The organism is Caulobacter sp. GW821-FHT09A05 (assembly GCF_059418465.1).
On the sequence record NZ_JBWKPX010000005.1, the window covers coordinates 198,857 to 223,539 of the forward strand.

At 68.9% G+C, this 24,683-nt stretch carries 16 protein-coding genes; 12 read left to right on the forward strand and 4 right to left on the reverse strand.

Translation table 11 applies throughout. From position 1 onward, the window contains the following. The first annotated feature begins 17 nt into the window (after positions 1 to 17). Positions 18 to 1,550: an MFS transporter gene (locus AC07NX_RS06980; protein WP_494640288.1), complete on the forward strand. Its 1,533-nt coding sequence runs from the start codon at positions 18 to 20 to the stop codon at positions 1,548 to 1,550. A 303-nt stretch (positions 1,551 to 1,853) separates the two neighbouring features. On the opposite strand, the gene rplS is transcribed toward AC07NX_RS06980, so the two are convergent. The 3 genes from rplS to AC07NX_RS06995 are packed head-to-tail and all read right to left on the reverse strand — an operon-like array spanning position 1,854 to position 3,237. Then, entirely contained in the window at positions 1,854 to 2,249 is a 396-nt protein-coding gene (gene rplS / locus AC07NX_RS06985; RefSeq protein WP_035073883.1) for a 50S ribosomal protein L19, read from the reverse strand. A 4-nt stretch (positions 2,250 to 2,253) separates the two neighbouring features. Further along, positions 2,254 to 2,991: a tRNA (guanosine(37)-N1)-methyltransferase TrmD gene (gene trmD, locus AC07NX_RS06990; RefSeq protein WP_494640289.1), complete on the reverse strand. Its 738-nt coding sequence runs from the start codon at positions 2,989 to 2,991 to the stop codon at positions 2,254 to 2,256. Between the two features lie 51 nt (positions 2,992 to 3,042). Then, on the reverse strand, positions 3,043 to 3,237 hold the full coding sequence (locus tag AC07NX_RS06995; RefSeq protein WP_494640291.1) for a hypothetical protein: 195 nt from the start codon (positions 3,235 to 3,237) through the stop codon (positions 3,043 to 3,045). A 280-nt stretch (positions 3,238 to 3,517) separates the two neighbouring features. Here AC07NX_RS06995 and AC07NX_RS07000 point away from each other — a divergent pair, with 280 nt between their 5' ends. The 3 genes from AC07NX_RS07000 to AC07NX_RS07010 all read left to right on the forward strand — a co-directional run bounded on the left by AC07NX_RS07000 (position 3,518) and on the right by AC07NX_RS07010 (position 9,478). Continuing rightward, positions 3,518 to 4,318 (forward strand): isocitrate lyase/PEP mutase family protein, encoded by an 801-nt coding sequence (locus tag AC07NX_RS07000; RefSeq protein WP_494640292.1) that lies wholly within the window; start codon positions 3,518 to 3,520, stop codon positions 4,316 to 4,318. 53 nt (positions 4,319 to 4,371) lie between these two features. Next, positions 4,372 to 7,278: a DNA polymerase I gene (polA, locus tag AC07NX_RS07005; RefSeq protein WP_494640293.1), complete on the forward strand. Its 2,907-nt coding sequence runs from the start codon at positions 4,372 to 4,374 to the stop codon at positions 7,276 to 7,278. Positions 7,279 to 7,552: 274 nt separating this feature from the next. Then, complete coding sequence (locus AC07NX_RS07010; protein WP_494640294.1) at positions 7,553 to 9,478, forward strand: methyl-accepting chemotaxis protein; 1,926 nt, start codon at positions 7,553 to 7,555, stop codon at positions 9,476 to 9,478. A 63-nt stretch (positions 9,479 to 9,541) separates the two neighbouring features. Here AC07NX_RS07010 and AC07NX_RS07015 read toward each other — a convergent pair whose 3' ends face one another. Beyond that, the gene (locus tag AC07NX_RS07015; protein ID WP_494640295.1) at positions 9,542 to 10,345 is read right to left on the reverse strand and encodes a LytTR family DNA-binding domain-containing protein; all 804 of its coding nucleotides are present in this window, start codon (positions 10,343 to 10,345) and stop codon (positions 9,542 to 9,544) included. Positions 10,346 to 10,432: 87 nt separating this feature from the next. Between AC07NX_RS07015 and AC07NX_RS07020 the strand changes: the two genes are divergently transcribed. The 8 genes from AC07NX_RS07020 to AC07NX_RS07055 all read left to right on the forward strand — a co-directional run bounded on the left by AC07NX_RS07020 (position 10,433) and on the right by AC07NX_RS07055 (position 24,660). Then, positions 10,433 to 10,990: a DUF2306 domain-containing protein gene (locus AC07NX_RS07020; protein WP_494640297.1), complete on the forward strand. Its 558-nt coding sequence runs from the start codon at positions 10,433 to 10,435 to the stop codon at positions 10,988 to 10,990. A gap of 67 nt (positions 10,991 to 11,057) precedes the next feature. Beyond that, entirely contained in the window at positions 11,058 to 11,780 is a 723-nt protein-coding gene (locus AC07NX_RS07025; RefSeq protein WP_494640298.1) for a TetR family transcriptional regulator, read from the forward strand. A gap of 199 nt (positions 11,781 to 11,979) precedes the next feature. Then, a complete protein-coding gene (locus AC07NX_RS07030) occupies positions 11,980 to 14,253 on the forward strand; it encodes a TonB-dependent receptor (protein WP_494640299.1) in 2,274 nt (757 codons plus the stop codon). Between the two features lie 90 nt (positions 14,254 to 14,343). Beyond that, on the forward strand, positions 14,344 to 15,678 hold the full coding sequence (locus AC07NX_RS07035) for a spinster family MFS transporter (protein WP_494640301.1): 1,335 nt from the start codon (positions 14,344 to 14,346) through the stop codon (positions 15,676 to 15,678). 168 nt (positions 15,679 to 15,846) lie between these two features. Then, positions 15,847 to 19,143, forward strand: a complete 3,297-nt coding sequence (locus AC07NX_RS07040; RefSeq protein WP_494640302.1) for a polysaccharide deacetylase family protein — start codon at positions 15,847 to 15,849, stop codon at positions 19,141 to 19,143. 293 nt (positions 19,144 to 19,436) lie between these two features. Continuing rightward, positions 19,437 to 20,636 (forward strand): ADP-forming succinate--CoA ligase subunit beta, encoded by a 1,200-nt coding sequence (sucC, locus tag AC07NX_RS07045; RefSeq protein ID WP_035092318.1) that lies wholly within the window; start codon positions 19,437 to 19,439, stop codon positions 20,634 to 20,636. A gap of 5 nt (positions 20,637 to 20,641) precedes the next feature. Then, positions 20,642 to 21,526, forward strand: a complete 885-nt coding sequence (sucD, locus tag AC07NX_RS07050) for a succinate--CoA ligase subunit alpha (protein ID WP_145685359.1) — start codon at positions 20,642 to 20,644, stop codon at positions 21,524 to 21,526. Between the two features lie 170 nt (positions 21,527 to 21,696). Then, complete coding sequence (locus AC07NX_RS07055; RefSeq protein WP_494640305.1) at positions 21,697 to 24,660, forward strand: 2-oxoglutarate dehydrogenase E1 component; 2,964 nt, start codon at positions 21,697 to 21,699, stop codon at positions 24,658 to 24,660. Positions 24,661 to 24,683 lie beyond the last annotated feature (23 nt).

The window sequence follows — 24,683 nt, forward strand, 5'->3', positions numbered from 1 at the left end:
TTGCCCCGACGCCGAGCTTGAGCGACGAGGACCGCGAGCGCGGCCTGCGACATCTGGTCCGGGAGGCGGGCTATTCCAACGCCGTCACGGCGGTGACCAGCGGCGTCATCCTGACCGCCTTCGCCCTGCAGCTGGGCGCCTCCAACACCACGATCGGCCTGCTGGCGGCGGTGACCTTCTGGGTGCAGCTGCTGCAGCTGCCCGGCGTGCTGCTGGTCGAGGGGCTGCGCGCCCGCAAGCGGATCTCGGTGCTGGCCAGCCTGATCAGCCGCTGCGCCCTGGTCGGCATGGCCCTGCTGGCCCTGACCGGCGGCGGCAAGGCGGCCCTGGCCGGGCTGGTGGCGGCCCAGGTCTTCTATTGCGGGATCGCCACCTTCGGCGGCTGCGCCTGGAACGCCTGGGTGCGGGATCTGGCCCCCGAACAGCGGATGGGCCAGATCTTCGCCAGGCGGACCATCAACGCCACGATCGTCGGCCTGATCGCCAGCCTGGCCGCCGCCGTGGCCCTGGACCGCGCGCCGGAAGGCTCGTTCCTGCGGCCGTTCGTCTTCGCCGGGCTGTACCTCGCCGCGTTCCTGGCCGGCTTGCTCAGCTGCCGGGAGCTGGCCCTGACCCCCGAGCCGCAGATGCCCGCGCCCGCCGAGCGGGTGAAGCTGATCCCGTTGCTGCGCGCCCCGCTGAAGGACAGCAACTTCCGCCGGCTGATCGCCTTCCTGGCCAGCTGGCAGTTCGCCGTGAATCTGGCCACGCCGTTCTTCACGGTGTTCTTCGTCAAGCAACTGGGCCTGTCCGTCACCTTTGTCGTGGTGCTCAGCGTCGTCAGCCAGGCGACCAACGTCCTGGCCCTGCGCAGCTGGGGCCTGCTGTCGGACCGCTTCGCCAACAAGTCGGTGCTGGCCGTCGCCGCCCCGCTGTTCATCGCCTGCATCGCCGCCATGGTCGGCGCCTCGCAGATCCACGACCGCGCCTGGGTGATGGCCTATCTGGTGGGGCTGCACGCCCTGATGGGCCTGGCCACCGCCGGGGTGACCCTGTCTTCGGGCAATATCGCCCTGAAGCTGTCGCCGCGCGGCTCGGCCACGGCCTACATCGCCGCCAACGCCCTGATCAGCTCAGCCGCCGCCGGCCTGGCGCCGCTGCTGGGCGGGATGTTCGCCGACTTCTTCGCCGCCCGCCGGCTGGAGATCCTGGTGCGCTGGACCAGCCCCGGCGACGTGTTGACCCTGATGCCGCTGCGGGTCTCCAACTGGGACTTCTATTTCCTGATCGCCGCGGTCCTGGGCCTCTACGCCCTGCACCGGCTGGCCATGGTCAAGGAGGCGGGCGAGATCGACAACCGGGTCATGGTCGGCGAGGTGCTGGCCCAGGCCCGCCGCGACGTGCGCAACGTCTCGCCGATCGCCGGCCTGAAGATGCTGACCGACGTCCCCGCCGCCGTGCTGCGCGACGCGCGGGTCCGCAAGCGCCTGCAGCGGATGCGCGACCGTCGCGACGCGCGCCAGGCCGCGCCACCGCCCAAGCGGCGACGGACGTCGGTCAGCGTGCGCTGAGACGGGGACACGCCCTCGCGGCATGTCCCGAACGCAAAGAGGGCGCGCCCTGTGTTTGCGGCGCGCCCTCATATCGCATTTCCTTCGGTGGCCATGACGCCGTTTCCGAAGAGGGCCACTCCCTAGCAAGGGGGCGGTCTATAAGCCCGTCGCAGAGCGGTGGGGGTGCATTTACCAAACACCAGACACCGGTGTTTTGTCAATATATTCGTGCGCTTGCACCAAAGCTTGACCAGTGAAACCCATAAGAAAAAAGGCCCCGGCGTTTCCGCCAGGGCCCCGATCTTCGCAAAGTCGCGCGCCTTATTCGGCGTCGGCGGCTTCGGTCTTGCGAACGTTCGAGCGTTCGGCGATGCGGGCCGACTTACCACGACGGTCGCGCAGGTAGTACAGCTTGGCGCGACGGACGACGCCGCGACGCTTGACTTCGATGCTTTCGATGCTCGGCGACAGCAGCGGGAACAGACGCTCCACGCCTTCGCCGAACGAGATCTTGCGGACGGTGAAGCTCTCGTGCACGCCGCCGCCCGAACGGGCGATGCAGACGCCCTCGTAGGCCTGGACGCGCTCGCGCTCGCCTTCCTTGATGCGGACGTTGACGCGCAGGGTGTCGCCCGGCTCGAACTCGGGGATGGCGCGGGCGGCCAGCAGACGCTGGGCTTCTTCGCGCTCGAGTTCCTTGATGATGTTGGCAGCCATAACTCTAGTCTCCTTTGGGCTTACCCGTTTTCGGGCCGCCTTTTGCCTGTTGATTGGCGAGATGCGCTTCCCAGAGGTCTGGACGCCGCTCGCGGGTGGTTTCTTCACGCATGCTTTTCCGCCACTGGGCCACCTTCTTGTGGTCGCCCGACAGCAGCACCTCGGGGATGTCGAGCCCTTCGAACGTCCGCGGCCTGGTGTACTGCGGATGCTCGAGGAGTCCGTCCTCGAAGCTTTCTTCCTGCGTGCTCTCGAAATTGCCCAGAACCCCTGGAGCCAATCGAACGCACGCCTCGATCACGACCATCGCCGCCGCCTCGCCGCCGGCGAGGACCGCGTCTCCGACCGAGACCTCCTCGAACCCCCGGGCGTCGAGCACCCGCTGGTCCACCCCCTCGAAACGGCCGCACAGGACGATGACGCCCGGCGCTTTCGACCACTCCTTGACGCGCGCCTGGGTCAGGGGCCGACCCCGGGCGCTCATGTACAAAAGCGGCCGCCCACCGACCTCCACGCTGTCCAGCGCGGCGGCGATGACGTCCGCTTTGAGTACCGCTCCAACGCCGCCACCCGCGGGGGTGTCGTCGAGGAAGCCGCGCTTATCCTTGGAAAACCCCCGAATGTCCAGTGTTTCCAAACGCCACAGGTCCTGTTCCTTCCATGCCGTGCCGATCAGCGAGACGCCGAGCGGGCCGGGAAAGGCCTCGGGGAACATGGTCAGGACGGTGGCGGCGAACGGCATGGCGCTCCATAGCGCCCAAACGCCGCGAAAATCTAGGCCAGGCCGGAACCCTTAGGTCAGGATGGTCTTGGGCAGCGGCTTGCCCGCCTCGGCGGGCATCAGCGGCGGGGTCAGCTTGACCGGCTCGCTGGTCGGGCCGGCGGGCGGCGCGACATGATGCACGGGGGCCACGGCCAGCACGGCGGCGGTGGTCAGGGTGGCGGCGACGAGCACCGTACCGACACGGATCTTCTTCCATGAAACCATGGGCCAGGGTCTTCCTGTGTTTCGGGTCGTCCGAACCAAAGCCTGGGGAAGGGGGAGGTTCCCGTTTTCGCGGCCTAGGCGAACCACCTGCCTCTAGGCCAGGCAATTGACCTCGCCAAGGCGGCAATACGACGCGTTCGCCGCAATTGACCGATCGCCGTTTTTGCGGGCGCCCGCCGCCAAGGGATGTCAGCAGCCGGTCATCAAGGTCCGATTTCCGCGAGACGGCCGGAGCCGGATTGCCGATAGTCCGCCCGCCTGACCGACCGGAGCCGCCGCCATGACCACGACCGCCGACCGCTTCCACGCCCTGCACGCCGGCCCCGAGGTGCTGGTCCTGCCCAACGCCTGGGACGCGGCCAGCGCCGCCCTGATGGCGGACGCCGGGGCCAAGGCCGTCGCCACCTCCAGCGCGGCGGTGGCCTGGGCGCGGGGCTATGCGGACGGCGACGCCGTTCCCGTGGCGGCCGTGGTCGACACCATCGCGAGCATCGCCCGGGTGGTGTCGGTTCCGGTCACCGCCGACATCGAGGGCGGCTACACCGACGACCTGGCGACCCTGGCCGAGACGGTCAAGGCGGTGATCGGGGCCGGCGCGGTGGGGATCAATTTCGAGGACGGCCGGCGCGATCCGGACCTGCACGCCCGCAAGATCGAGACCGTCCGCGCCACCGCCGACCAGACCGGCGTCAACCTGTTCGTCAACGCCCGCACCGACGTCTATCTGGCCAAGCTGGCCGAGGGCGAGGCGGCCCTGGCCGAAACCCTGCGCCGCGCGGCGCTGTACGCGAACGCCGGGGCCAGCGGGATCTTCGTGCCCCTGCCGATCGAGGAGGACCTGCTGGCCAAGCTGGCCGCCGGGATCGCCCTGCCGCTCAACGTCATGGGTCGACCCGGCATGCCCTCGGCCCAGCGCCTGGCCGAGCTCGGCGTGCGCCGCCTGAGCTCGGCCACCGGCCCGTTCAACGCCGCCTATGGCGCGATGCTGGCGGGAACCCGGACCTTTCTCGCGGACGGCGACACCACCGGCTACGCGGCCTATGGCAAGGACCTGCCCAACCTGAACGCCCGGTTCGGCTAGGTTCCGCGTCTGGGGTGTTTCCGCCTCCCCCGCGACCGCCTATCTTCCCGGCCATGACCGACACGCTCGCGCCCGATTCCGCCGCCCTTCCCGAGGCTGACCGTCCCTTGACCCAGGACGGCCCCGCCGTACGGCTGTTCCTGGTCGACGGCTCGGCCTACCTGTTCCGCGCCTATCACGCCCTGCCGCCGCTGACCCGCAAGAGCGACGGCCTGCCGGTCGGCGCCGTCCAGGGCTTCTGCAACATGCTGTGGAAGCTGATGCGCGACATGCAGGGCGATGCGCCCACCCACCTGGCGGTGATCTGGGACCACTCCGAAAAGACGTTCCGCAACGCCCTCTACGACCAGTACAAGGCCCACCGGCCGCCGCCGCCCGAGGACTTGATCCCGCAGTTTCCGCTGGTGCGCGAGGCCACACGCGCGTTCGGCGTCCCGGCGATCGAGCTGCCCGGCTACGAGGCCGACGACCTGATCGCCGCCTATGCCTGCAAGGCGCGCGACATGGGCGGCGAGGCGGTGATCGTCTCGTCGGACAAGGACCTGATGCAGCTGGTCGGCGAAGGCGTGTCGATGTTCGACCCGATGAAGGGCGTCCGCATCGACCGCGAGCAGGTGTTCGAGAAGTTCGGCGTCTATCCCGAGCGGGTGGTCGACGTGCAATCGCTGTGCGGCGACAGCGTCGACAATGTCCCCGGCGCCCCGGGCATCGGCATCAAGACCGCCGCCCAGCTGATCAACGAATACGGCGACCTGGACACGCTGCTGGCCCGGGCCGGCGAGGTCAAGCAGCCCAAGCGCCGCGAGACCCTGATCGAATACGCCGACCAGATCCGGCTGTCGCGGGCCCTGGTCAAGCTGGACTGCGACACGCCGCTGCCCGAGCCGATCGACGACCTGGTCGTGCGCGAGCCGGACAAGCAGGTGCTGGCCGACTTCCTGGAACTGATGGAGTTCCGGTCCCTGGCCCGCCGGGTCGGCGACGGCAACGCCGCCGCCGCGCCCCGTACCCTGGACCGCCCGGCCGCCACGCCGACCGCGCCGGTTCTGGGCGTGTCCTACATGGGCGCGGCGGCCCGCGCCGCCGCCAATCCGGTCGCCGAGCCGGTCAGCATCGACCACGCCGCCTATGTCCGCATCCAGGACCTGGAGACCCTGAACGCCTGGGTCGCCAGGGCCACGGCCAAGGGGATCGTCGCCTTCGACACCGAGACCGACGCCCTGTCCTCGGCCACCGCCGGCCTGTGCGGCGTGTCCCTGGCCATCGCGCCGGGCGAGGCCTGCTACATCCCGGTGGGCCACTGCGAGAAGGACGGCCTGGCCCTGGAGGCCGCCGCCGACCTGGTCCAGATCCCGCTGGACGACGCGATCGCCGCCCTCAAGCCGCTGCTGGAGGACCCGGCGGTGCTGAAGGTGGCCCAGAACGCCAAGTACGACATCGCCGTCCTGGCTCGCCACGGGATCGCCGTGGGGCCGATCGAGGACACCATGCTGATCAGCTACGTGCTGGAAGCGGGGCTGCACGGCCACGGCATGGACGAGCTGTCGGAGCTGTGGCTGGGCCACAAGCCCATCCCGTTCAAGCAGGTCGCGGGCTCGGGCAAGGGCCAGATCAGCTTCAAGCACGTGGGCCTGGCCGAGGCGACGGCCTATGCCGCCGAGGACGCCGACGTCACCCTGCGGCTCTACAACGTGCTGAAACCCCGTCTGGCGCGCGAGGGCCTGCTGACGGTCTACGAGACCCTGGAGCGTCCGCTGCCGACCGTGCTGGCGGCGATGGAGAACGAGGGCGTCCGGGTCGATCCCGAGACCCTGCGCCGCCTCTCCAACGAGTTCTCGATGCGGATGGCCCAGTTCGAGGCCCGGGCCCAGGAGCTGGTCGGCCGGCCGTTCAACCTGGGCAGCCCCAAGCAGATCGGCGACGTGCTGTTCGGCGAGATGCAGCTGAAGGGCGGCAAGAAGACCGCCACCGGCCAGTGGTCGACCGACAGCGACGTGCTGGAAGCCCTGGCGCTGGAACACGAGCTGCCGCGCGTGCTGCTGGACTGGCGCCAGCTTTCCAAGCTGAAGGGCACCTATACCGAGAACCTGATCGCGGCCATCGCGCCGGGCGGGGGGAACCGGATCCACACCTCCTACGCCCTGGCCGCGACCACGACGGGCCGGCTGTCGTCGTCCGACCCCAACCTGCAGAACATCCCGATCCGCACCGAGGAAGGCCGCAAGATCCGCAAGGCCTTCGTGGCCGCGCCCGGCAAGGTGCTGATCAGCGCCGACTACAGCCAGATCGAGCTGCGCCTGCTGGCCCACATCGGCGACATCCCCCAGCTGAAGAAGGCCTTCCAGGAGGGCCTGGACATCCACGCCATGACCGCGTCGGAAATGTTCAACGTGCCTATCGAGGGCATGCCCAGCGAGGTGCGCCGCCGGGCCAAGGCGATCAATTTCGGCATCGTCTACGGCATCTCGGCCTTCGGCCTGGCCAACCAGCTGTCGATCCCGCAGGGCGAGGCCGGGGCCTATATCAAGACCTATTTCGAGCGCTTCCCCGGCATCCAGGCCTATATGGAGGCGACCAAGGCCTTCGTGCGCGAGCACGGCTACGTCACCACCATCTTCGGCCGCAAGATCAACATCCCCGACATCGGCGGCAAGTCGGTGGCCCACCGCCAGTTCGCCGAGCGGGCGGCGATCAACGCCCCGATCCAGGGCGCGGCCGCCGACGTCATGCGCCGGGCCATGGTCCGCATGCCGGGCGCGCTGAAGGCGGCGGGGCTGTCGAGCAAGATGCTGCTCCAGGTCCACGACGAACTGGTGTTCGAGGCGCCGGAGGCCGAGGCCGAGGCCACGATCAAGGTCGCCCGCGAGATCATGCAGGGCGCGGCCGAGCCGGCCGTGGCGATCTCGGTGCCCCTGACGGTCGAGGCGCGGGCCGCCGCCAACTGGGACGAGGCGCACTAAAACGAAAATTTTTTGCGGCGCCGAAAGCGCCGCCACAGGTAGAGCGCTTCACTTGCGGGGCGCTCTATGCCTTTAGTCGTGCAATCTTGGATTGGACCGCGCGCAGAAAGACGGGCGCACGTCCTTCCGCCTGCGACCTTGCGCCACAGTACAGTTAAGCCCGTGGAAACCTCGCCTCGGCGACAGAGAAGGCGTGCGACGCGCGCTCCTGGCTGCTGACTAAATACCTGTGGTCCAAGAGTTTTTGCGTCGCGATCTCAAGAGGAGCGCGCCCGTGAATTTCGGCGATCTGAAAATCCCCCATAAGCTGATGGCCGTGTTCGCCGTGATGCTTTCGGCGATCGCGGTGATGGGCGTGACGCTGTTCGTCAACCAGACGAAATACGAAGCCTCGATCAAGCGTACGGAGCGGGCCTACCTGTCGCTGCGCGCCGCCGACACGGCCGCCTTCCGCCTGACCCGCCAGGAGAACTCTCTGCGCGGCTTCCTGTTGTCGGGCGACGAATACTACGTCAAGCGCCTGGAAGAGGCCCACAAGCCGAAGTTCCTGGCCGCCCTGGAGCAGCTGCGCACCCTGGCCGACGGCGACGAGGCCCAGCTGGCCAGGATCGCCGCCGTGGAGACCGCCTACGCCGACTATCGCAAGGTGGCCATCGAGCCCGGCGAGACCCTGGCGCGCGATCCGGCCACCCACCAGCAGGCCGTCGACCTGGTCAAGCACGACGGCGTCGCCGACCAGTCGGTCTCGGTGGTCGAGGACGACATCGAGCTGATCGTCAAGAATTCCGAAGCCGTCGTCGCCGCCGAGGCCGCGGCCCAGAAGAGGTCCGCCCTGGAGGCGCGCCTGACCCTGGCCATCGGCATCGGCGTCGCCATCGCCATCGCCCTGGGCGGCGGGCTGCTGCTGTCGGGCGTCATCGCCGCGCCGGTCACGGCCATGACGGCGGCCATGCGCCGCCTGGCCTCGGGCGACAACGGCGTGGGCATCCCCGCCGCCGGCCGCAAGGACGAGATCGGCCAGATGGCCGCCGCCGTCGCCACCTTCAAGGAAGCCGCGATCGCCAAGATCCAGCTGGAAGCGGTCGCCGAACAGACCCGCCTGACGGCCGAAAGCGAGCGCGCCGCCAATGACGACGAACGCCGCGTGGTCGCCGCCGAGCAGAGCGCGGTGGTCGACGAGCTGGCCTCCAGCCTGGCGCGCCTGGCCCAGGGCGACCTGACCTGCCGCATCGACGCCGAGTTCGCCGGCCGCTACCGCCAGCTGCGCGAGGACTTCAATCTGGCCGTCGAGAAGCTGCGCGAGGCCATGGGGGCCATCATCGTCTCCACCAAGGGCGTGCGCAGCGGCTCCGACGAGATCGCCGAAGCCTCCGACAGCCTGGCCCGCCGCACCGAGCAGCAGGCCGCCAGCCTGGAAGAGACCGCCGCCGCCCTGGACGAGATCACCGCCACGGTCCGCAAGACCGCGTCCGGCGCCAAGGAGGCCTCCACCGTGGTCGCCACCGCCCGCACCGACGCCGAGGAGTCCGGCCGGATCGTCGGCCAGGCGGTCCGCGCCATGACCGAGATCGAGACCTCGTCCGCCCAGGTCAGCCAGATCATCGGCGTCATCGACGAGATCGCCTTCCAGACCAACCTCCTGGCCCTCAATGCCGGGGTCGAGGCCGCCCGGGCTGGCGACGCGGGTCGCGGCTTCGCGGTCGTCGCGCAAGAGGTGCGGGCCCTGGCCCAGCGCTCGGCCGAGGCCGCCAAGGAGATCAAGACCCTGATCTCGACCTCCACCCAGCAGGTGGAGGCCGGCGTCGACCTGGTCGGCCAGACGGGCAAGGCGCTGCAGCGCATCGTCACCCAGGTCGCCTCGATCGACGGCCTGGTCACCGAGATCGCCGCCTCGGCCGTCGAGCAGTCGACCGGCCTGCAGGAGGTCAACAAGGCGGTGAACCAGATGGACCAGGTCGTCCAGCAGAACGCCGCCATGGTCGAGGAAGCGACGGCGGCCAGCCATTCGCTGAAGAACGAGGCGAACCAGTTGGCGGCCCTGGTCGACCGTTTCCGGGTCGGCGAGGCTTCCGCGACGGTCCCGGCCGCCCGCGCGCCCGCCGCGCGGCCGGCCCAGGCCCGCGCCGCGACCACTGTCCGGCCTGGCCGCGGCGGCGGCGCTGCCCTGGCCACCAAGGTTGAGGATTGGGAAGAGTTCTGATCGGCGTCCCCTCGACGATCGGATGAAGGAAGGCCCCCGGCGTCGCCGGGGGCCTTTTCCGTCTCAGTACCAGCCCGCCTCGCGCAGGGTCCGGGCGTAGGCGCGGCTGACCGGCGCCTCGACGCCGTTGGCCAGGGTCAGGGTGGCGCGGCCGTCGCCCCGCCTGACGTCCCGCACCGCCGCCTTGGCGACCCACCAGGAACGATGGGTCTGGGCCCCCTCGATGCCCTCCAGCTCGGCCACGGCGTCGGACAGGCGCAGCAGGATCAGGTCCTGGCCCCTGGAGGTGTGCAGGCGCAGATAGTGGTCCTCGGCCTCGACGGCGTAGATCTCGCCGCCGCGCAGGCGCGGGGGCAGGCGCTCGAGGAAGCGGGGCGGGGGCGCCTCCGGCGGCGCGGCGTGGGTCTCGATCGGGCGCCGGGTGGCCAGGGTCATCAGGGCCGTCATGCCGCTGGTCATCAGCAGGGTGACGCCGAAATAGGTCGCCACGACGCGCGGGCTCAGCGGCGCGCGGCCGCCCGCGACCCAGACCAGCACCGTGAACAGCGGGGTCAGCACGACGACGATGATCAGGGCGCGCCACCAGGTCGAGGCCAGGCCGGGCCAGAGTCCGCCGACGGCCTGGGCCACGGTCGTGCCCAGTACGGCGCCCAGGACCGACAGGCCGATCCAGTAGCCCAGGCGCGGACCCAGGGGCATGTCGCTCGTGCCCAGCGCGCCGATCAGGGCCAGGAAGGCGCCGGCGACTACGGCCACCGCCAGCGGGCGCAGGTAGCTTCGCAGGAAGGCCGGGACGGGCGTGTCCGTTGACGCTTCGCCAATGGCGGCGGCCCGCCGTTCACGAACTGCCGACGCTTTCTCACGCACCTTCGGATGACCCCCGTCGCCGCCGATCCTAAGCCGGACCCGACCTTGATCGCCCCGGCGCGGCGCGATCGCTTCGGGAGAAACAAGATGTCCGACACCAGCCTGTCAATCGGCCCCGCCCGCTTTATCCGCACGGTCGTCATCGGCCTGGCCGTCACCGTGGGCCTGATCCTGGCGGCGGGGGCGTCCCGAGGCCACGGACCGGCGGCCGTGCTCGGCGGGTTCCTGCACCTGAAGGGACAACTTCACGCGCCTCACCTGGGGCTGCTGGCGGCCGCGCCGCTCCAGATCCAGGTCCACGTGGCGGCGGTCAGCACGGCCCTGGCCATCGGCGTCGTCCTGCTGCTGGGCCTGAAGGGAACCACCGTCCATCGCACCCTGGGCTGGATCTGGGTGGTCGCCATGGCGACGGCGGCGATCTCGTCGCTGTTCATCCATCGGTCCAATCCCGGCGGCTACAGCTTCCTGCACCTGTTCGCCGGCTGGACCCTGATCGCCCTGCCCATGGGGGTGTTCGCCGCCCGCAAGCACAAGGTCCGCCTGCACGGGCGGACGATGACGGGGCTGTTCGTCGGCGGCCTGCTGATCGCCGGGGCCTTCGCCTTCCTGCCAGGCCGGCTGATGTGGCGGATGGTGTTCGGCTGAGCCTCCCGCTTGCCAGATCCGCGCCGGGAGGCCTACGAACGGTCAAGCAAAGCGCGGACCACGGAACATGACGTCGCAAGTTCGAGCCTCTCGCGCCCAGCCCGTCCCTCGCGCCAAGCCGGCCGGGCGTGGTCGACCGTCCAAGGCCACGGGGCGGGACCTGAAGGAGACCATCCTCGACGCCGCCGAGGGGCTGTTCGCGCGCCACGGCTTCCACGGCGTCACGATCCGCCAGGTGGCCGCCGAGGCCGGCGTCGACACCGCCCTGATCCACTACTATTTCGGCGCCAAGCGCGAGCTGTTCGACTCGGTGTTCCTGCGCCGGGCCGAGATCCTCAACACCGCCCGCAGCGTGTCCATGGACGCCTACGAGAAGAGCCACCCCGGGACCATGACGGTCGAGGGGGTGATCGAGGCCTTCATCGAGCCCCTGCTGCGCATCTCCCAGGACGGCGGCCAGGGCTGGAAGAGCTATTTCGCCCTGGTGGCCCAGGTGAACAACACCCCGGCCTGGGGCGGCGAGACCATGGCGCGGTTCTTCGACCCGGTGGTCCACCGCCTGGTCGAGACCCTGAAGGTGGTTCGTCCGGACGCGGCCTATCGCGACCTCTACTGGAGCTACCAGTTCCTGACCGGTTCGATGATGCTGGCCCTGTCGGAGACCGGCCGGATCGATTCCCTGTCCAACGGCGAATGCCATTCCAGCGACCTGGGCGCGGTGCGGGCCCGACTGTTCGCCTACTGCGCCGCCGGCTTCGAGGCGGTGATCGCCCGCGCCCCCCGGGGCTGATTTCCCAGTCTTTCCCGGGCCTTGCGGCGTCCCATGCCCTCATTTCATCAAATGATGAAAAAAGGCTGGCGCAAACCGCAACTCTGGGTGACAGTGTTCTCCAATTCGCGAGCGAATGAATTCGCGAAAGCCGGGAAATGCGTCCGTTCAACGGGGCTGTCCGGCACGGGACGGAACGCATAGGGGAAGGGGAAAACCCATGAAGACGATGCTCAAGCTCGCGCTGCTGGCCGGCGCGGCCTGGTCGGCGGCCGCGACGACCGCGATCGCCCAGGACGCCGCGCCCGCCGGCGCCGACGCCGCCTCCAATCCGGTGGCGGTCGACGAACTGGTCGTCACCGCCCGCCGGCGCGAGGAAACGTTGAAGGACGTACCGATCGCCGTCTCGGCCTTCAGCGCCGAGACCCTGGAGCGCCAGGGCGCCAACGACATCACCACCCTGTCGCAGACGACGCCGAACATCACCGTGCAGACGGCGCGCGGCTCGAACTCGACCCTGATCTCCTACATCCGCGGCATCGGCCAGCAGGATCCGCTGTGGGGCTTCGAGCCCGGCGTCGGCCTCTATGTCGACGACGTCTATATCTATCGCCCCCAGGGCGCGGTGCTGGACGTGTTCGACGTCTCGCGGATCGAGGTGCTGCGCGGCCCGCAGGGCACGCTCTACGGCCGCAACACCATCGGCGGGGCCATCAAGTACGTGACCAACCGCCTGGGCGACGAGGCCGGCGGCAAGATCCGCGGGACCTACGGCAGCTACAACCAGACCGACCTGCTGGTCCAGGGCCAGACCCCGGTCGGCGGCGGCCTGTCGATCGGCGGCGCCTACGCCCTCTACAAGCGCGACGGCTACGGCAAGAACCTGACCACCGGCGCCGAGCACTACAACAAGGACGTCCAGGCCGTTCGCCTCAGCGCCGAGTACCAGCCCACCGACGCCCTGTTCTTCCGCCTGGCCTATGACAAGGTGCAGGACGATTCCAACGCCCGCCACGGTCACCGCGAGCTGCCCGCCCTGACCGGCGGCTACCAGGTGCTGGACACCTACGACACCCAGGCCGGCCTGGGCGACAACAACGCGGTCGAGACCGAGGGCCTGTCCCTGACCGGCGAGTACCACGCCAACGAGCGGCTGACCTTCAAGTCGATCACCGCCGGCCGAAAGGGCCACACCGATACGGTGATCGACTTCGACGGCACGCCGGTCAACACCCTGGACATCCCGGCCACCTATGACGACCGCTCGTTCTCGCAGGAACTGCAGGCGGTCTATTCCGACGACACCGTGCAGGGCGTGTTCGGCCTCTACTACATGAACAGCCAGGCCTCGGGCGAGTTCGACACCATCGCGGGCAACGTGCTGCCCGCCTTCGGGGGGGTGGCGATCGCGGACGGCGGCAAGGTCAACACCCAGAGCTTCGCCGCGTTCTTCGACGTCAGCGCCAGCTTCACCGACCGCTTCAAGGTTTCGCTGGGCGCCCGCGCCACCCGCGACCACAAGCGGGCCAACGTCTTCCGGATCACCTATCTGGGCGCGACCCGGACGCCCTACCAGGGCGGGACGCCCCGCGCGCCGTTCGCGACCAACACCAACTACAGCGCCGAGAAGACCTTCGAGCAGTTCACCCCGCGCCTGAGCGCGTCCTACGAACTGACCGACGACCTCAACACCTATGTCTCCTATTCCAAGGGCTACAAGTCCGGCGGCTGGGACATGCGTGGCGACAAGTCGCTGACCCCCCAGACCGACCAGGGCTACGAGCCCGAAACGGTCAACGCCTATGAGATCGGCCTGAAGGGCTACGCGTTCGAGCGCCGCCTGTCGTTCGCCACGGCCGCCTTCCTGTCGAAGTACAAGGACCAGCAGGTCACCACCCAGGTGGCCGTGCCGGCGGGCATCGCCAGCAGCGTCGACAACGCCGGCCGTTCCACCCTCTACGGCGTCGAGTTCGAAGCCGCCGCCAAGCTGTCGGCCAATCTCTCGGCCAACGTCGCCGTGGGCTACATCCACGCCAAGTACGACGAGTTCAACCGCTTCGTGCCCGGCGGCGCTCCCAACCCGCTGAACCCGTCGCAAACCATTCCGGCCGGCGGCCAGGTGGTCAATGTGGCCGACCTCTACGGCTTCCAGAACACCCCGGAATGGACGGGCAACATCAACCTGACCTGGCGGGGCGACGTGGCCGGCGGCGAGCTGGTGATCACCCCGATGGTCAGCTATCGCGACAGCTACCAGCAGTTCGAATTGCCGCTGCCTCTGCTGGACCAGAAGGCCTTCACCCTGGTCGACCTGACGGCCAGCTGGGCGCCGGAAAGCGGCCGCTACAAGATCTCGGTCGCCGGCAAGAACCTGACCGACGAGCGTTATCGCACCGGCGGCTACAACTTCGGCGTCCCGACCTACAACAACTCGGTGATCGGCTTCTACGGCCCGCCGCGCACCTATTCGGCCTCGCTCGAGGTCAAGTTCTAGACCCCTTCCCACCCTCGACGTCCGGCGGCGGCTTGCCGAAACGAGCCGCCGCCGTTTCCTTGTCCATCCTACGAATCGCGGCGGGACCCGATGAGCGACGAAACCAGGCAGATCCCCACCCCCGGCCCGCGCTACCGCTATGTCGTGCTGGCCATGCTGATCCTGGTCTACACGCTCAACTTTCTGGACCGGCAGATCCTCGGCATCCTGGCCAAGCCGATCAAGGAGGAGTTCGGCCTGACCGACGGCCAGTTCGGCCTGATGAGCGGCCTGGCCTTCGCCCTGCTCTACACCACCCTGGCCATCCCGATCGCCTGGCTGGCCGACCGCTTCAGCCGGGTGTGGATCATGACCGCCGCCCTGACCCTGTGGAGCGGCTTCACCGCCCTGTGCGGCTTCGCCGGCGGGTTCTCGGCCCTGTTCCTGGCCCGGATGGGCGTGGGCATCGGCGAGGCGGGCGGGGTGGCGCCGGCCTATTCGATGCTGGCCGACTACTTCCCCAAGTCGCAGCGGGCCCGCGCCCTGGCGGCCTATGCGTTCGGCATTCCGCTGGGCACGGCGGCCGGAGCCCTGGTGGGCGGCCTGCTGGCGGTGCATTTCGGCTGGCGGACCGCGTTCATCGCGGTGGGCGCGATCGGGGTGCTGCTGGCCCCGGTTTTCCGGCTGGTGGTCCGCGATCCGCGCCGGGGCGGGGCCGACATGGCGGCGGGCGACACCACGACCGTCCAGGCCCCGGCCGCGCCCCTGGGCGAGGTCGCCCGGGTGCTGGCGAGGAAGCCCAGCTTCTGGCTCCTCTCGTTCGGCGCGGCCTCGTCCTCGGTCTGCGGCTATGGCGTGGCCCTGTGGCTGCCGTCGTTCTTCATGCGCAGCCTGGGCCTGACCCTGGGCCAGACGGCCTGGTACTATTCCGGCATCGCCTTCTTCGGCGGCCTGCTGGGCATCTGGCTGGGCGGGGCGGTGGCCGACCGGCTGGGAGCCAAGTCCAAGGCCGGCTACCCGCTGACCCCGGCCGTGGCCTTCCTGATCTCGGTGCCCTGCTTCCTGCTGGCCATGAACAGCGGGTCGCTGGTCGCCGGGCTTGGGGGACAGATGGGCGGAAGCGCGGCCCTGGCCCTGGCCTTCGCCATCTTCCTGATCCCCACGGGCCTGAACCTGGCCTGGCTGGGGCCGATCACGGCGGCCGTCCAGCACCTGGCCCCCGCCCCGATGCGCACCACGGCCTCGGCCCTGTTCCTGCTGATCAACAACCTGCTGGGGATCGCGGTCGGCACCTATTATTTCGGCCTGGTCTCGGACCTGCTGAAGCCGGTGTTCGGCCAGGAATCCCTGCGCTGGTCGATCTATACCGGCATGGGCTTCTACCTGGTCGCGGCCCTGCTGTTCTTCCTGGCCTCGCGCCGTCTGGCCCGCGACTGGGTGGATTAGGGCAGAGCGCCGGAGGGCCTTGGATGGGGCGATTGACCGCACCCGAAGAAGCGCCACTGTTCCGACACGTTCAGGTTACAAGAGCCGGCTGACGAACGCGGGACTGCGACCATGGGCGGCGACGACCGGCATATCTTCCACGACCCCACCGGCCGGCGGGACCGGAGGATGCGACTGATCCTGGGGATCACCCTGTCGGCCCTGGCCGCGATCGTGGCGGCCTTCCTGGCCACCCTGGCCTTCGCCCCGCGCCTGCCGGTGGTGACCCTGAAGGACCCGCATGTCCTGTCGTCGCTGCACAAGGAAACGGCGCACCGGCTGAAGCCGAACCTCGACTGGCGCAAGGTGCCGCGCCCGACCGCCGGCCAGGGCGGCGCGACCCAGTCGCGGCCGATCAGCGTCGGCTTCTATGTCAGCTGGGACGAGGATTCCCGGGAATCCCTGCGCCGCAACATCGACAAGCTGGACGTGGTCTCGCCGCAATGGGTGGCGCTGCGCGGCCCCGACGGCGACATCGCCATCGACGACGACCCGCAGGGCGTGGCCCGGATCGCCGCCGCGCCCAACCATCCGGCCGTGCTGCCCCTGGTCCACAACTCGGCCAACGCCGCCTTCAACGGGCCGCTGGCCGACGCCCTGCTGGCCAATCCGCGGGCCCGGGCCAAGCTGATCGCCGGCCTGGCCGACCTGGCCGTCAAGCGCGGCTATGGCGGCTATGTCTTCGACCTGGAGAACCTGTCGCCCGCGGGTCTGGCCAACTATCCCAAGCTGTTGGACGAGGCGCGCGCGGCCTTCAAGCCCCAGGGTCGCGAGGTCTGGGTTACCGCGCCGTTCGACGGCCAAGGCTGGCCGCTCAAACCGCTGCAGGACGCGTCCGACACCCTGGTGCTGATGGCCTACGACCAGCACTACGCCGGCGGCGATCCGGGACCCAACGCCGGCCAGGACTGGTACGAGGGCGAGCTGGCCAAGCGCTTCGCCAAGCTGGACCCGGCCCGCACGGTCATGGCCCTGGGCGCCTATGGCTATGACTGGACCCTGAACAAGGCGGGCAAGGCCGTGGCCGGCTCGCCGGCCACCTTCCACGAGGCGATCCGAAACGCCCAGGACGCCGGCGCGACCATCGACATGGACGACGACGCCCTGAACCCGACCTACGACTATGTCGACGACAGCGGCGACAGCCACGAGGTCTGGTTCCTGGACGCGGCCACCCTGTTCAACCAGGTCAAGGTCACCGACGCCTGGAAGCCCCGGGGCTACGGCCTGTGGCGGATGGGCATGGAGGACCCGGGCGTCTGGAGCGTGCTGGGCAAGCCCTACGGCCAGGCCTCGGCCGCGGGCCTGACCCGCATCCCGGCCGGCGCCAGCGTCGACTTCGATGGCGGCGGCGAGGTGCTGCGGGTGGCCAACCTGCCCACGCCGGGCAAGCGGAGCGTGGCCTTCGACCCCGACACCGGCCTGATCTCGGACCAGACCTACGACGTCCTGCCCAGCTCCTACGTGATCGAGCGCTACGGCCAGAAGCCGGGCCTGGTGGCCCTGACGTTCGACGACGGTCCCGACGCACGCTGGACACCGAAGATCCTCGACATCCTCAAGGAGAAGAAGGCCCCGGCCACCTTCTTCGTGATCGGCGAGAACATGCAGACCCGGCCCGACCTGGTGAAGCGCGAGGTCGCCGAGGGGCATGAGGTGGGCAGTCACACCTGGACCCACCCCAATATCGGCGAGACCCCGATCGCCCAGACCGACGTCGAGCTGAACGCCACCCAGCGCCTGTTCGAGGTGATCACCGGCCGGTCGATGCGGCTGTTCCGGCCGCCGTTCTTCGGCGACGCCGAGCCGTCGACCCCGCACGAGGTGGCCCCGCTGGTGATCGCCCAGGAGCTGGGCTACCTGATCGTCGGCCTGCGGATCGACCCCGACGACTGGCAGAAGCCCACGCCGCAGACGATCATCGATCGTACCCTGGAGCGCCTGGACCATCCGGGCGACCGGCCGGGGCAGGTGGTGCTGCTGCACGACGCCGGCGGCAACCGCTCGCGCACGGTGGCGGCCCTGCCGGGGCTGATCGACGCCATCCGGGCGCGGGGCTATCGCCTGGTCACCATCGGCGAACTGGCCGGCATGACGCCCGAACAGGCCATGCCGATCAGCGACCGCGATCCCGTGGCCCTGGCCCTGGACCGCGTGGGCTTTGGCCTGTTCCGCGGCCTGAAGTTCCTGCTGACCGCGCTGTTCATCACCGCCATCGCCCTGGGCCTGGCCCGGCTGGTGTTCCTGGCCGGCCTGGCCCTGGTCCACCGCTGGACGCACCAGAGCCCCGCGAACCTGGATCCCGAGACCGGGCCGCTGGTCAGCGTGCTGATCCCCTGCTTCAACGAGGAGAAGGTGATCGCCGCCTCGGTGTCGCGGATCCTGGAATCGGAGTGGAAGAACATCGAGGTGCTGGTCCTCGACGACGGCTCCAGGGACGGCACGGCCGAGGCGGTGCGCCGCGCCCACGGCTCGGATCCGCGCGTGACCCTGCTGAGCTTCGAGAACGGCGGCAAGGCGCGGGCGGTCAATCGCGGCCTGGCCGTGGCCAAGGGCGAATATGTGGTGGCCCTGGACGCCGACACCCTGTTCCCGCCCAAGACCATCGGCCGGCTGGTGCGCTGGTTCCAGGACCCGGCGATCGGGGCGGTGGCCGGCAACGCCATCGTCGGCAACCGACTGAACATCGTCACCCGCTGGCAGGCCCTGGAATATGTCACCGCCCAGAACCTGGAGCGTCGGGCCCTGGCGGCCCTGGGGGCGGTGACCGTGGTGCCGGGCGCGGTCGGCGCCTGGCGCAAGAGCGTGCTGGACGCGCTGGGCGGCTATCCGTCCGACACCCTGGCCGAGGACCAGGACCTGACCATCGCCTGCCAGCGCGCGGGCTGGAAGGTGGCCTTCGATCCCGCCGCCCAGGCCTTCACCGAGGCGCCGGACACGGTGGGCGGCCTGCTCAAGCAGCGCTTCCGCTGGTCGTTCGGCACCCTGCAATGCGTCTGGAAGCACCGGGCGGCGCTGTTCAATCCCAAGACGCCCGCCCTGGGCTTCGTGGCCCTGCCGCAGATCTGGCTGTTCCAGATCCTGCTGGCCGTCGCCGCGCCCCTGGTCGACCTGGCGGTGGTCTGGAGCCTGATCTCGGGTCTCTACGGCGCGATCGCCCACCCGGTGGAATGGTCGCCCGACGACACGATCCGCGGCCTGCTCTACTGGGCGGTGTTCATCCTGGTCGACCTGTCGGCCGGCGCCCTGGGCATGGCCCTGGAGAAGCGCGCGCCCTGGGCCGACCTGCCGTACCTGCCGGTCCAGCGCTTCGGCTACCGGCAGCTGATGTACTACGTCGTCGTCAAGTCGGTGCTGACCGCCGCCCGCGGCGGGCGGGTCGGCTGGGGCAAGCTCGAGCGGCGCGCCACCGCGACGCTCAAGTAATGGGCAGGTGGTGATCAACGGCTAGGCGCGCAGGCCCTGGACCGCCGGTGTGACAAGGCTGTCATTCGCTTCCGGTGATGGTACCGGTACCTTTTTTGCGCCGATCGAGGGTCAGCCTGACCCTTCCGCAGCCCCGCGTTCGGTGAAAAAGTCCAATGGGTTCCGGGCTCGCGGGAGTCCGCCCCACTTTTTCGCCTGAGCCGAACAATCGGTCCAAGCGCGGTTGCGCCTGCGAAATCACACTCCTATAACCCGGCCACAATTTCAGAAGCCGTCGTCGAGACCGGTCCCTCATGAACATCCACGAACACCAAGCCAAAGCCGTCCTCGCAGAGTTCGGCGCTCCAGTTCCGCGCGGCTATCCCGCCTTTACCGTCGAGGAGGCCGTCGCCGCCGCTGAAAAGCTGGGCGGACCGGTGTTCGTCGTGAAGTCCCAGATCCACGCCGGGGGCCGCGGCAAGGGCAAGTTCGAGGGCCTGGGCCCCGACGCCAAGGGCGGCGTCCGCGTCGTCAAGTCGGTGGAAGACGTCAAGACCAACGCCGCCGAAATGCTCGGCCGCGTGCTGGTGACCCACCAGACCGGCCCCAAGGGCAAGCAGGTCAACCGCCTCTACATCGAGGAAGGCGCGGCGATCGCCAAGGAATTCTACCTGTCGCTGCTGGTCGACCGCGAAACCTCGATGGTTTCGGTGGTCGCCTCGACCGAAGGCGGCATGGACATCGAGGACGTGGCCCACGCCACCCCCGAAAAGATCCACAGCTTCTCGATCGACCCGGCGACCGGCGTGTGGCCGACCCACACCCGCGCCCTGGCCAAGGCCCTGGGCCTGACCGGCGGCCTGGCCAAGGAAGCCGCGACCCTGCTGGGCCAGCTCTATACGGCGTTCCTGGCCAAGGACATGGCCATGCTGGAGATCAACCCGCTGATCGTCACCGAAGACGAGCACCTGCGGGTCCTGGACGCCAAGCTGTCGTTCGACGGCAACTCGCTGTTCCGCCATCCGGACATCCGGGCCCTGCGCGACGAGAGCGAGGAAGACCCCAAGGAAATCGAAGCCAGCAAGTACGACCTGGCCTATATCGCCCTGGACGGCGAGATCGGCTGCATGGTCAACGGCGCTGGCCTGGCCATGGCCACCATGGACATCATCAAGCTGTACGGCGCCGAGCCGGCCAACTTCCTCGACGTCGGCGGCGGCGCCAGCAAGGAGAAGGTCACCGCGGCCTTCAAGATCATCACCGCCGACCCGGCCGTCAAAGGCATCCTGGTCAACATCTTCGGCGGCATCATGCGCTGCGACATCATCGCCGAGGGCGTCATCGCCGCGGTGAAGGAAGTGGGCCTGAAGGTTCCGCTGGTCGTGCGCCTGGAAGGCACCAACGTCGAGCTCGGCAAGAAAATCATTTCGGAAAGCGGCCTGAACGTCATCGCCGCCAACGACCTGTCGGACGGGGCCGAGAAGATCGTCGCCGCTGTCAAAGGGGCTGCGTAACTCTCATGTCCATCCTCATCGGTTCTGAAACCAAGGTCATCTGCCAGGGCATCACCGGCGCCCAGGGCACGTTCCACTCGGAACAGGCCATCGCCTACGGCACCAAGATGGTCGGCGGCGTCACCCCCGGCAAAGGCGGCCAGACCCACATCGGCCTGCCGGTGTTCGACACGGTCGGCGAAGCCAAGGAAGCCACCGGCGCCGACGCCTCGGTGATCTATGTCCCGCCGCCCTTCGCGGCCGACTCGATCCTGGAAGCCATCGACGCGGAAATCCCGCTGATCGTCTGCATCACCGAGGGCATCCCGGTGCTGGACATGGTCAAGGTCAAGAAGGCCCTGCAAGGCAGCAAGTCGCGCCTGATCGGCCCGAACTGCCCCGGCGTCCTGACCCCGAACCAGTGCAAGATCGGCATCATGCCGGGTTCGATCTTCTCGAACGGCTCGGTCGGCGTCGTCTCGCGCTCGGGCACCCTGACCTACGAAGCCGTGTTCCAGACCACGAACGCGGGCCTCGGCCAGACCACGGCGGTCGGCATCGGCGGCGACCCGGTCAAGGGCACCGAGTTCATCGACGTGCTGGAGCTGTTCCTGGCCGACGAAGCCACCAAGTCGATCGTGATGATCGGCGAGATCGGCGGCTCGGCCGAGGAAGAAGCCGCCCAGTTCCTGGCGGACGAAGCCAAGCGCGGCCGCAAGAAGCCCATGGTCGGCTTCATCGCCGGCCGTACGGCCCCTCCCGGCCGTCACATGGGCCACGCCGGCGCGATCATTTCGGGCGGCAAGGGCGGCGCGGAAGACAAGATCGCGGCGATGGAAGCTGCGGGCATCCGCGTCTCGCCGTCGCCGGCCAAGCTGGGCGAGACCCTCCTCGAGGTGCTCAAGGGCTAACTAGACACCGAAACCCCGCCCCGCGCGGGGCCCAGGTTTTTTGCGACCGCCAGTCGACGATCCGAAAAAATCACCTGGGCCCCGTTCGTTCTACGGGCGTCCGGTGATTGAGAGACTATATTTACGCAACGCCGTTAGCGGTGGCGTAAAAGGATCCTAAGGCAAAGACGATGGCGGACGACGCAGGCATCATCAATCAGGTCTTGACCGAGACCTCGTTCCTCTACGGGGCCAACGCGGCCTTCGTGGAGGATCTCTACGCCCGGTGGGCGGAGAATCCCGGATCGGTCGAGCCCTCCTGGGGCGCCTTCTTCGCCACGCTTTCCGATCAGGCCGACCAGGTCAAGCGCGCCGCGCAGGACCCGGCCTGGACGCCGCGCCAGGCGCCGGCCATCCGGCCCGAGTGGCTGTCGGCCATCGACGGCCAGTGGCCGACCGTGGCCCCCGCCGTCGAAGCCAAGATGACCAAGGCCATCGAGGCCAAGGCCCCCGGGTCCTCGGCCGAAGCCGTCCGCGCCGCCACGCTGGACAGCCTGCGCGCCATCATGATGATCCGGGCCTACCGGATGCGCGGCCACCTGGCCGCCAACCTCGACCCGCTGGGCCTGGAGCCCAAGCCCCCGGCCCCCGAGCTGGATCCGGCCACCTACGGCTTCGCCGAGGCGGACTACGACCGCCCGATCTTCCTGGACTTCGTGCTCGGCATGGAGACCTCGACGATCCGCGAGATCCTGTCGATCCTGCGCCGCACCTACTGCGACAATGTCGGCGTGCAGTACATGCACATCTCCGACCCGACCGAGAAGGCCTGGCTGCAGGAGCGCATCGAGGGCCGCGACAAGGAGATCGTGTTCTCCAAGGAAGGCAAGGTCGCCATCCTCAAGAAGCTGATCGAGGCCGAGGGTTTCGAGCGCTTCCTGCACAAGCGCTTCCCCGGCACCAAGCGCTTCGGCCTGGACGGCGGCGAGGCCACGGTCCCCGCGCTGGAGCAGATCATCAAGCGCGGCGGCGCGCTGGGCGTGAAGGAAATCGTCATCGGCATGCCGCACCGCGGCCGCCTGAACACCCTGGCCGCCGTGATGGGCAAGCCCTACCACGTGATCTTCCACGAGTTCCAGGGCGGCTCGTCGGTGCCCTCGGACATCGAGGGTTCGGGCGACGTGAAGTATCACATGGGCGCCTCGTCGGACCGCGAGTTCGACGACAACAAGGTTCACCTGTCGCTGACCGCCAACCCCTCGCACCTGGAAATCGTCAATCCGGTGGTGATCGGCAAGGCCCGCGCCAAGCAGGCCTTCACCCTGCGCGAACAGCCCGACGCCGGCCGCGGCCACGTGCTGCCGCTGCTGCTGCACGGCGACGCGGCCTTCGCCGGCCAGGGCGTGGTGGCCGAGTGCTTCACCCTGTCGGGCCTGAAGGGCTACCGCACGGGCGGCACCATCCACTTCATCGTCAACAACCAGATCGGCTTCACCACCAACCCGCGCTATTCGCGCAGCTCGCCCTATCCCTCGGACGTGGCGCTGATGGTCGAGGCCCCGATCTTCCACGTCAACGGCGACGACCCCGAAGCCGTGGTCTTCGCGGCCAAGGTCGCCACCGAATATCGCCAGATGTTCGGCAAGGACGTGGTCATCGACATGTTCTGCTATCGCCGGTTCGGTCACAACGAAGGTGACGACCCGACGATGACCCAGCCCCTGATGTACGCCAAGATCAAGGACCACCCCTCAACCCGCGAGCTCTACAGCCGCCGCCTGGTGGCCGAGGGCGTCGCCACCCAGGGCGACGTGGACGGCTGGGTCGGCGAGTTCGAGAGCTTCCTCGACCAGGAATTCGACGCCGGCAAGACCTACAAGGCCAACAAGGCCGACTGGCTGGACGGCAAGTGGAAGGGCCTGGCCCTGCCCGGCGACGAAGAGCGCAAGGGCAAGACCGACGTGGCCAAGACCAAGCTCCTGGAGCTGGGCCGCCAGATCACCACGATCCCCGACCGCATCAACGCCCACAAGACCGTCAAGCGCGTGATCGAGAACCGTCGCGAGGCGATCGAGAAGGGCGAGGGGATCGACTGGGGCACGGCCGAGCACCTGGCCTTCGCCACCCTGCTCGACGAGGGCTTCCCCGTCCGCCTGTCCGGCCAGGACAGCGTGCGCGGCACCTTCACCCAGCGCCATTCGGACATCATCGACCAGACGACCGAGGAGCACTACACGCCCCTCAACAACCTCCGCCCCGGCCAGGCCCATTACGAGGTCATCGACTCGGCTCTGTCGGAAGAGGCGGTCCTGGGCTTCGAGTACGGCTTCTCGCTGGCCGACCCCAACACCATGACCCTGTGGGAAGGCCAGTTCGGCGACTTCGTGAACGGCGCCCAGGTGGTGATCGACCAGTTCATCAGCTCGGGCGAGCGCAAGTGGCTGCGGATGAGCGGCCTGACCATGCTGCTGCCGCACGGCTACGAAGGCCAGGGCCCCGAGCACAGCTCGGCGCGCCTGGAGCGCTTCCTGCAGTCGTGCGCCGAAGACAACATGCAGGTGGTCAACTGCACCACCCCGGCCAACTATTTCCACGCCCTGCGTCGCCAGATGCACCGCGAGTTCCGCAAGCCCTTGATCGTCATGACGCCCAAGAGCCTGCTGCGCCACAAGAAGGCCGTGTCGAACCTGGCCGACATGGCCGACGGCTCCAGCTTCCACCGCGTGATGATCGACGGGGCCGAAGCCGGCTGCGACGTCGGCGGGATCACCCTGAAGGGCGACGACAAGATCACCCGCGTCATCGCCTGTTCGGGCAAGGTCTATTTCGACCTGATCGACGCCCGCGCCAAGGCCGGCCGCGACGACGTCTACATCGTGCGCCTGGAACAGTTCTATCCGTGGCCGCTGAAGTCGGTGCTCGCCGTGCTCGGACGGTTCAAGAACGCCGAGCTGGTCTGGTGCCAGGAAGAGCCCAAGAACATGGGCGGCTGGACCTTCGTCGATCCGTGGCTGGAGCTGAGCCTGGCCAAGCTGGACGTCAAGGCCAAGCGCGCCCGCTATGTCGGCCGTCCGGCCTCGGCCTCCACGGCCGCCGGCATGATGAGCCGCCACCTGAAAGAACTCGAGACCTTCCTGAACGAAGCCTTCGCCTGATCGCTTCTCTCAGACCCTAATCC

Bases quoted from the DNA above. Each gene is read 5' to 3' on its own strand.
- AC07NX_RS06995 (WP_494640291.1), bottom strand. From the start codon at position 3,237: ATGGTTTCATGGAAGAAGATCCGTGTCGGTACGGTGCTCGTCGCCGCC.
- AC07NX_RS07020 (WP_494640297.1), top strand. From the start codon at position 10,433: ATGTCCGACACCAGCCTGTCAATCGGCCCCGCCCGCTTTATCCGCACG.
- sucD (WP_145685359.1), top strand. From the start codon at position 20,642: ATGTCCATCCTCATCGGTTCTGAAACCAAGGTCATCTGCCAGGGCATC.
- sucC (WP_035092318.1), top strand. From the start codon at position 19,437: ATGAACATCCACGAACACCAAGCCAAAGCCGTCCTCGCAGAGTTCGGC.
- AC07NX_RS07000 (WP_494640292.1), top strand. From the start codon at position 3,518: ATGACCACGACCGCCGACCGCTTCCACGCCCTGCACGCCGGCCCCGAG.
- rplS (WP_035073883.1), bottom strand. From the start codon at position 2,249: ATGGCTGCCAACATCATCAAGGAACTCGAGCGCGAAGAAGCCCAGCGT.
- AC07NX_RS07035 (WP_494640301.1), top strand. From the start codon at position 14,344: ATGAGCGACGAAACCAGGCAGATCCCCACCCCCGGCCCGCGCTACCGC.
- polA (WP_494640293.1), top strand. From the start codon at position 4,372: ATGACCGACACGCTCGCGCCCGATTCCGCCGCCCTTCCCGAGGCTGAC.
- trmD (WP_494640289.1), bottom strand. From the start codon at position 2,991: ATGCCGTTCGCCGCCACCGTCCTGACCATGTTCCCCGAGGCCTTTCCC.
- AC07NX_RS07055 (WP_494640305.1), top strand. From the start codon at position 21,697: ATGGCGGACGACGCAGGCATCATCAATCAGGTCTTGACCGAGACCTCG.
- AC07NX_RS07025 (WP_494640298.1), top strand. From the start codon at position 11,058: ATGACGTCGCAAGTTCGAGCCTCTCGCGCCCAGCCCGTCCCTCGCGCC.
- AC07NX_RS07030 (WP_494640299.1), top strand. From the start codon at position 11,980: ATGAAGACGATGCTCAAGCTCGCGCTGCTGGCCGGCGCGGCCTGGTCG.
- AC07NX_RS07040 (WP_494640302.1), top strand. From the start codon at position 15,847: ATGCGACTGATCCTGGGGATCACCCTGTCGGCCCTGGCCGCGATCGTG.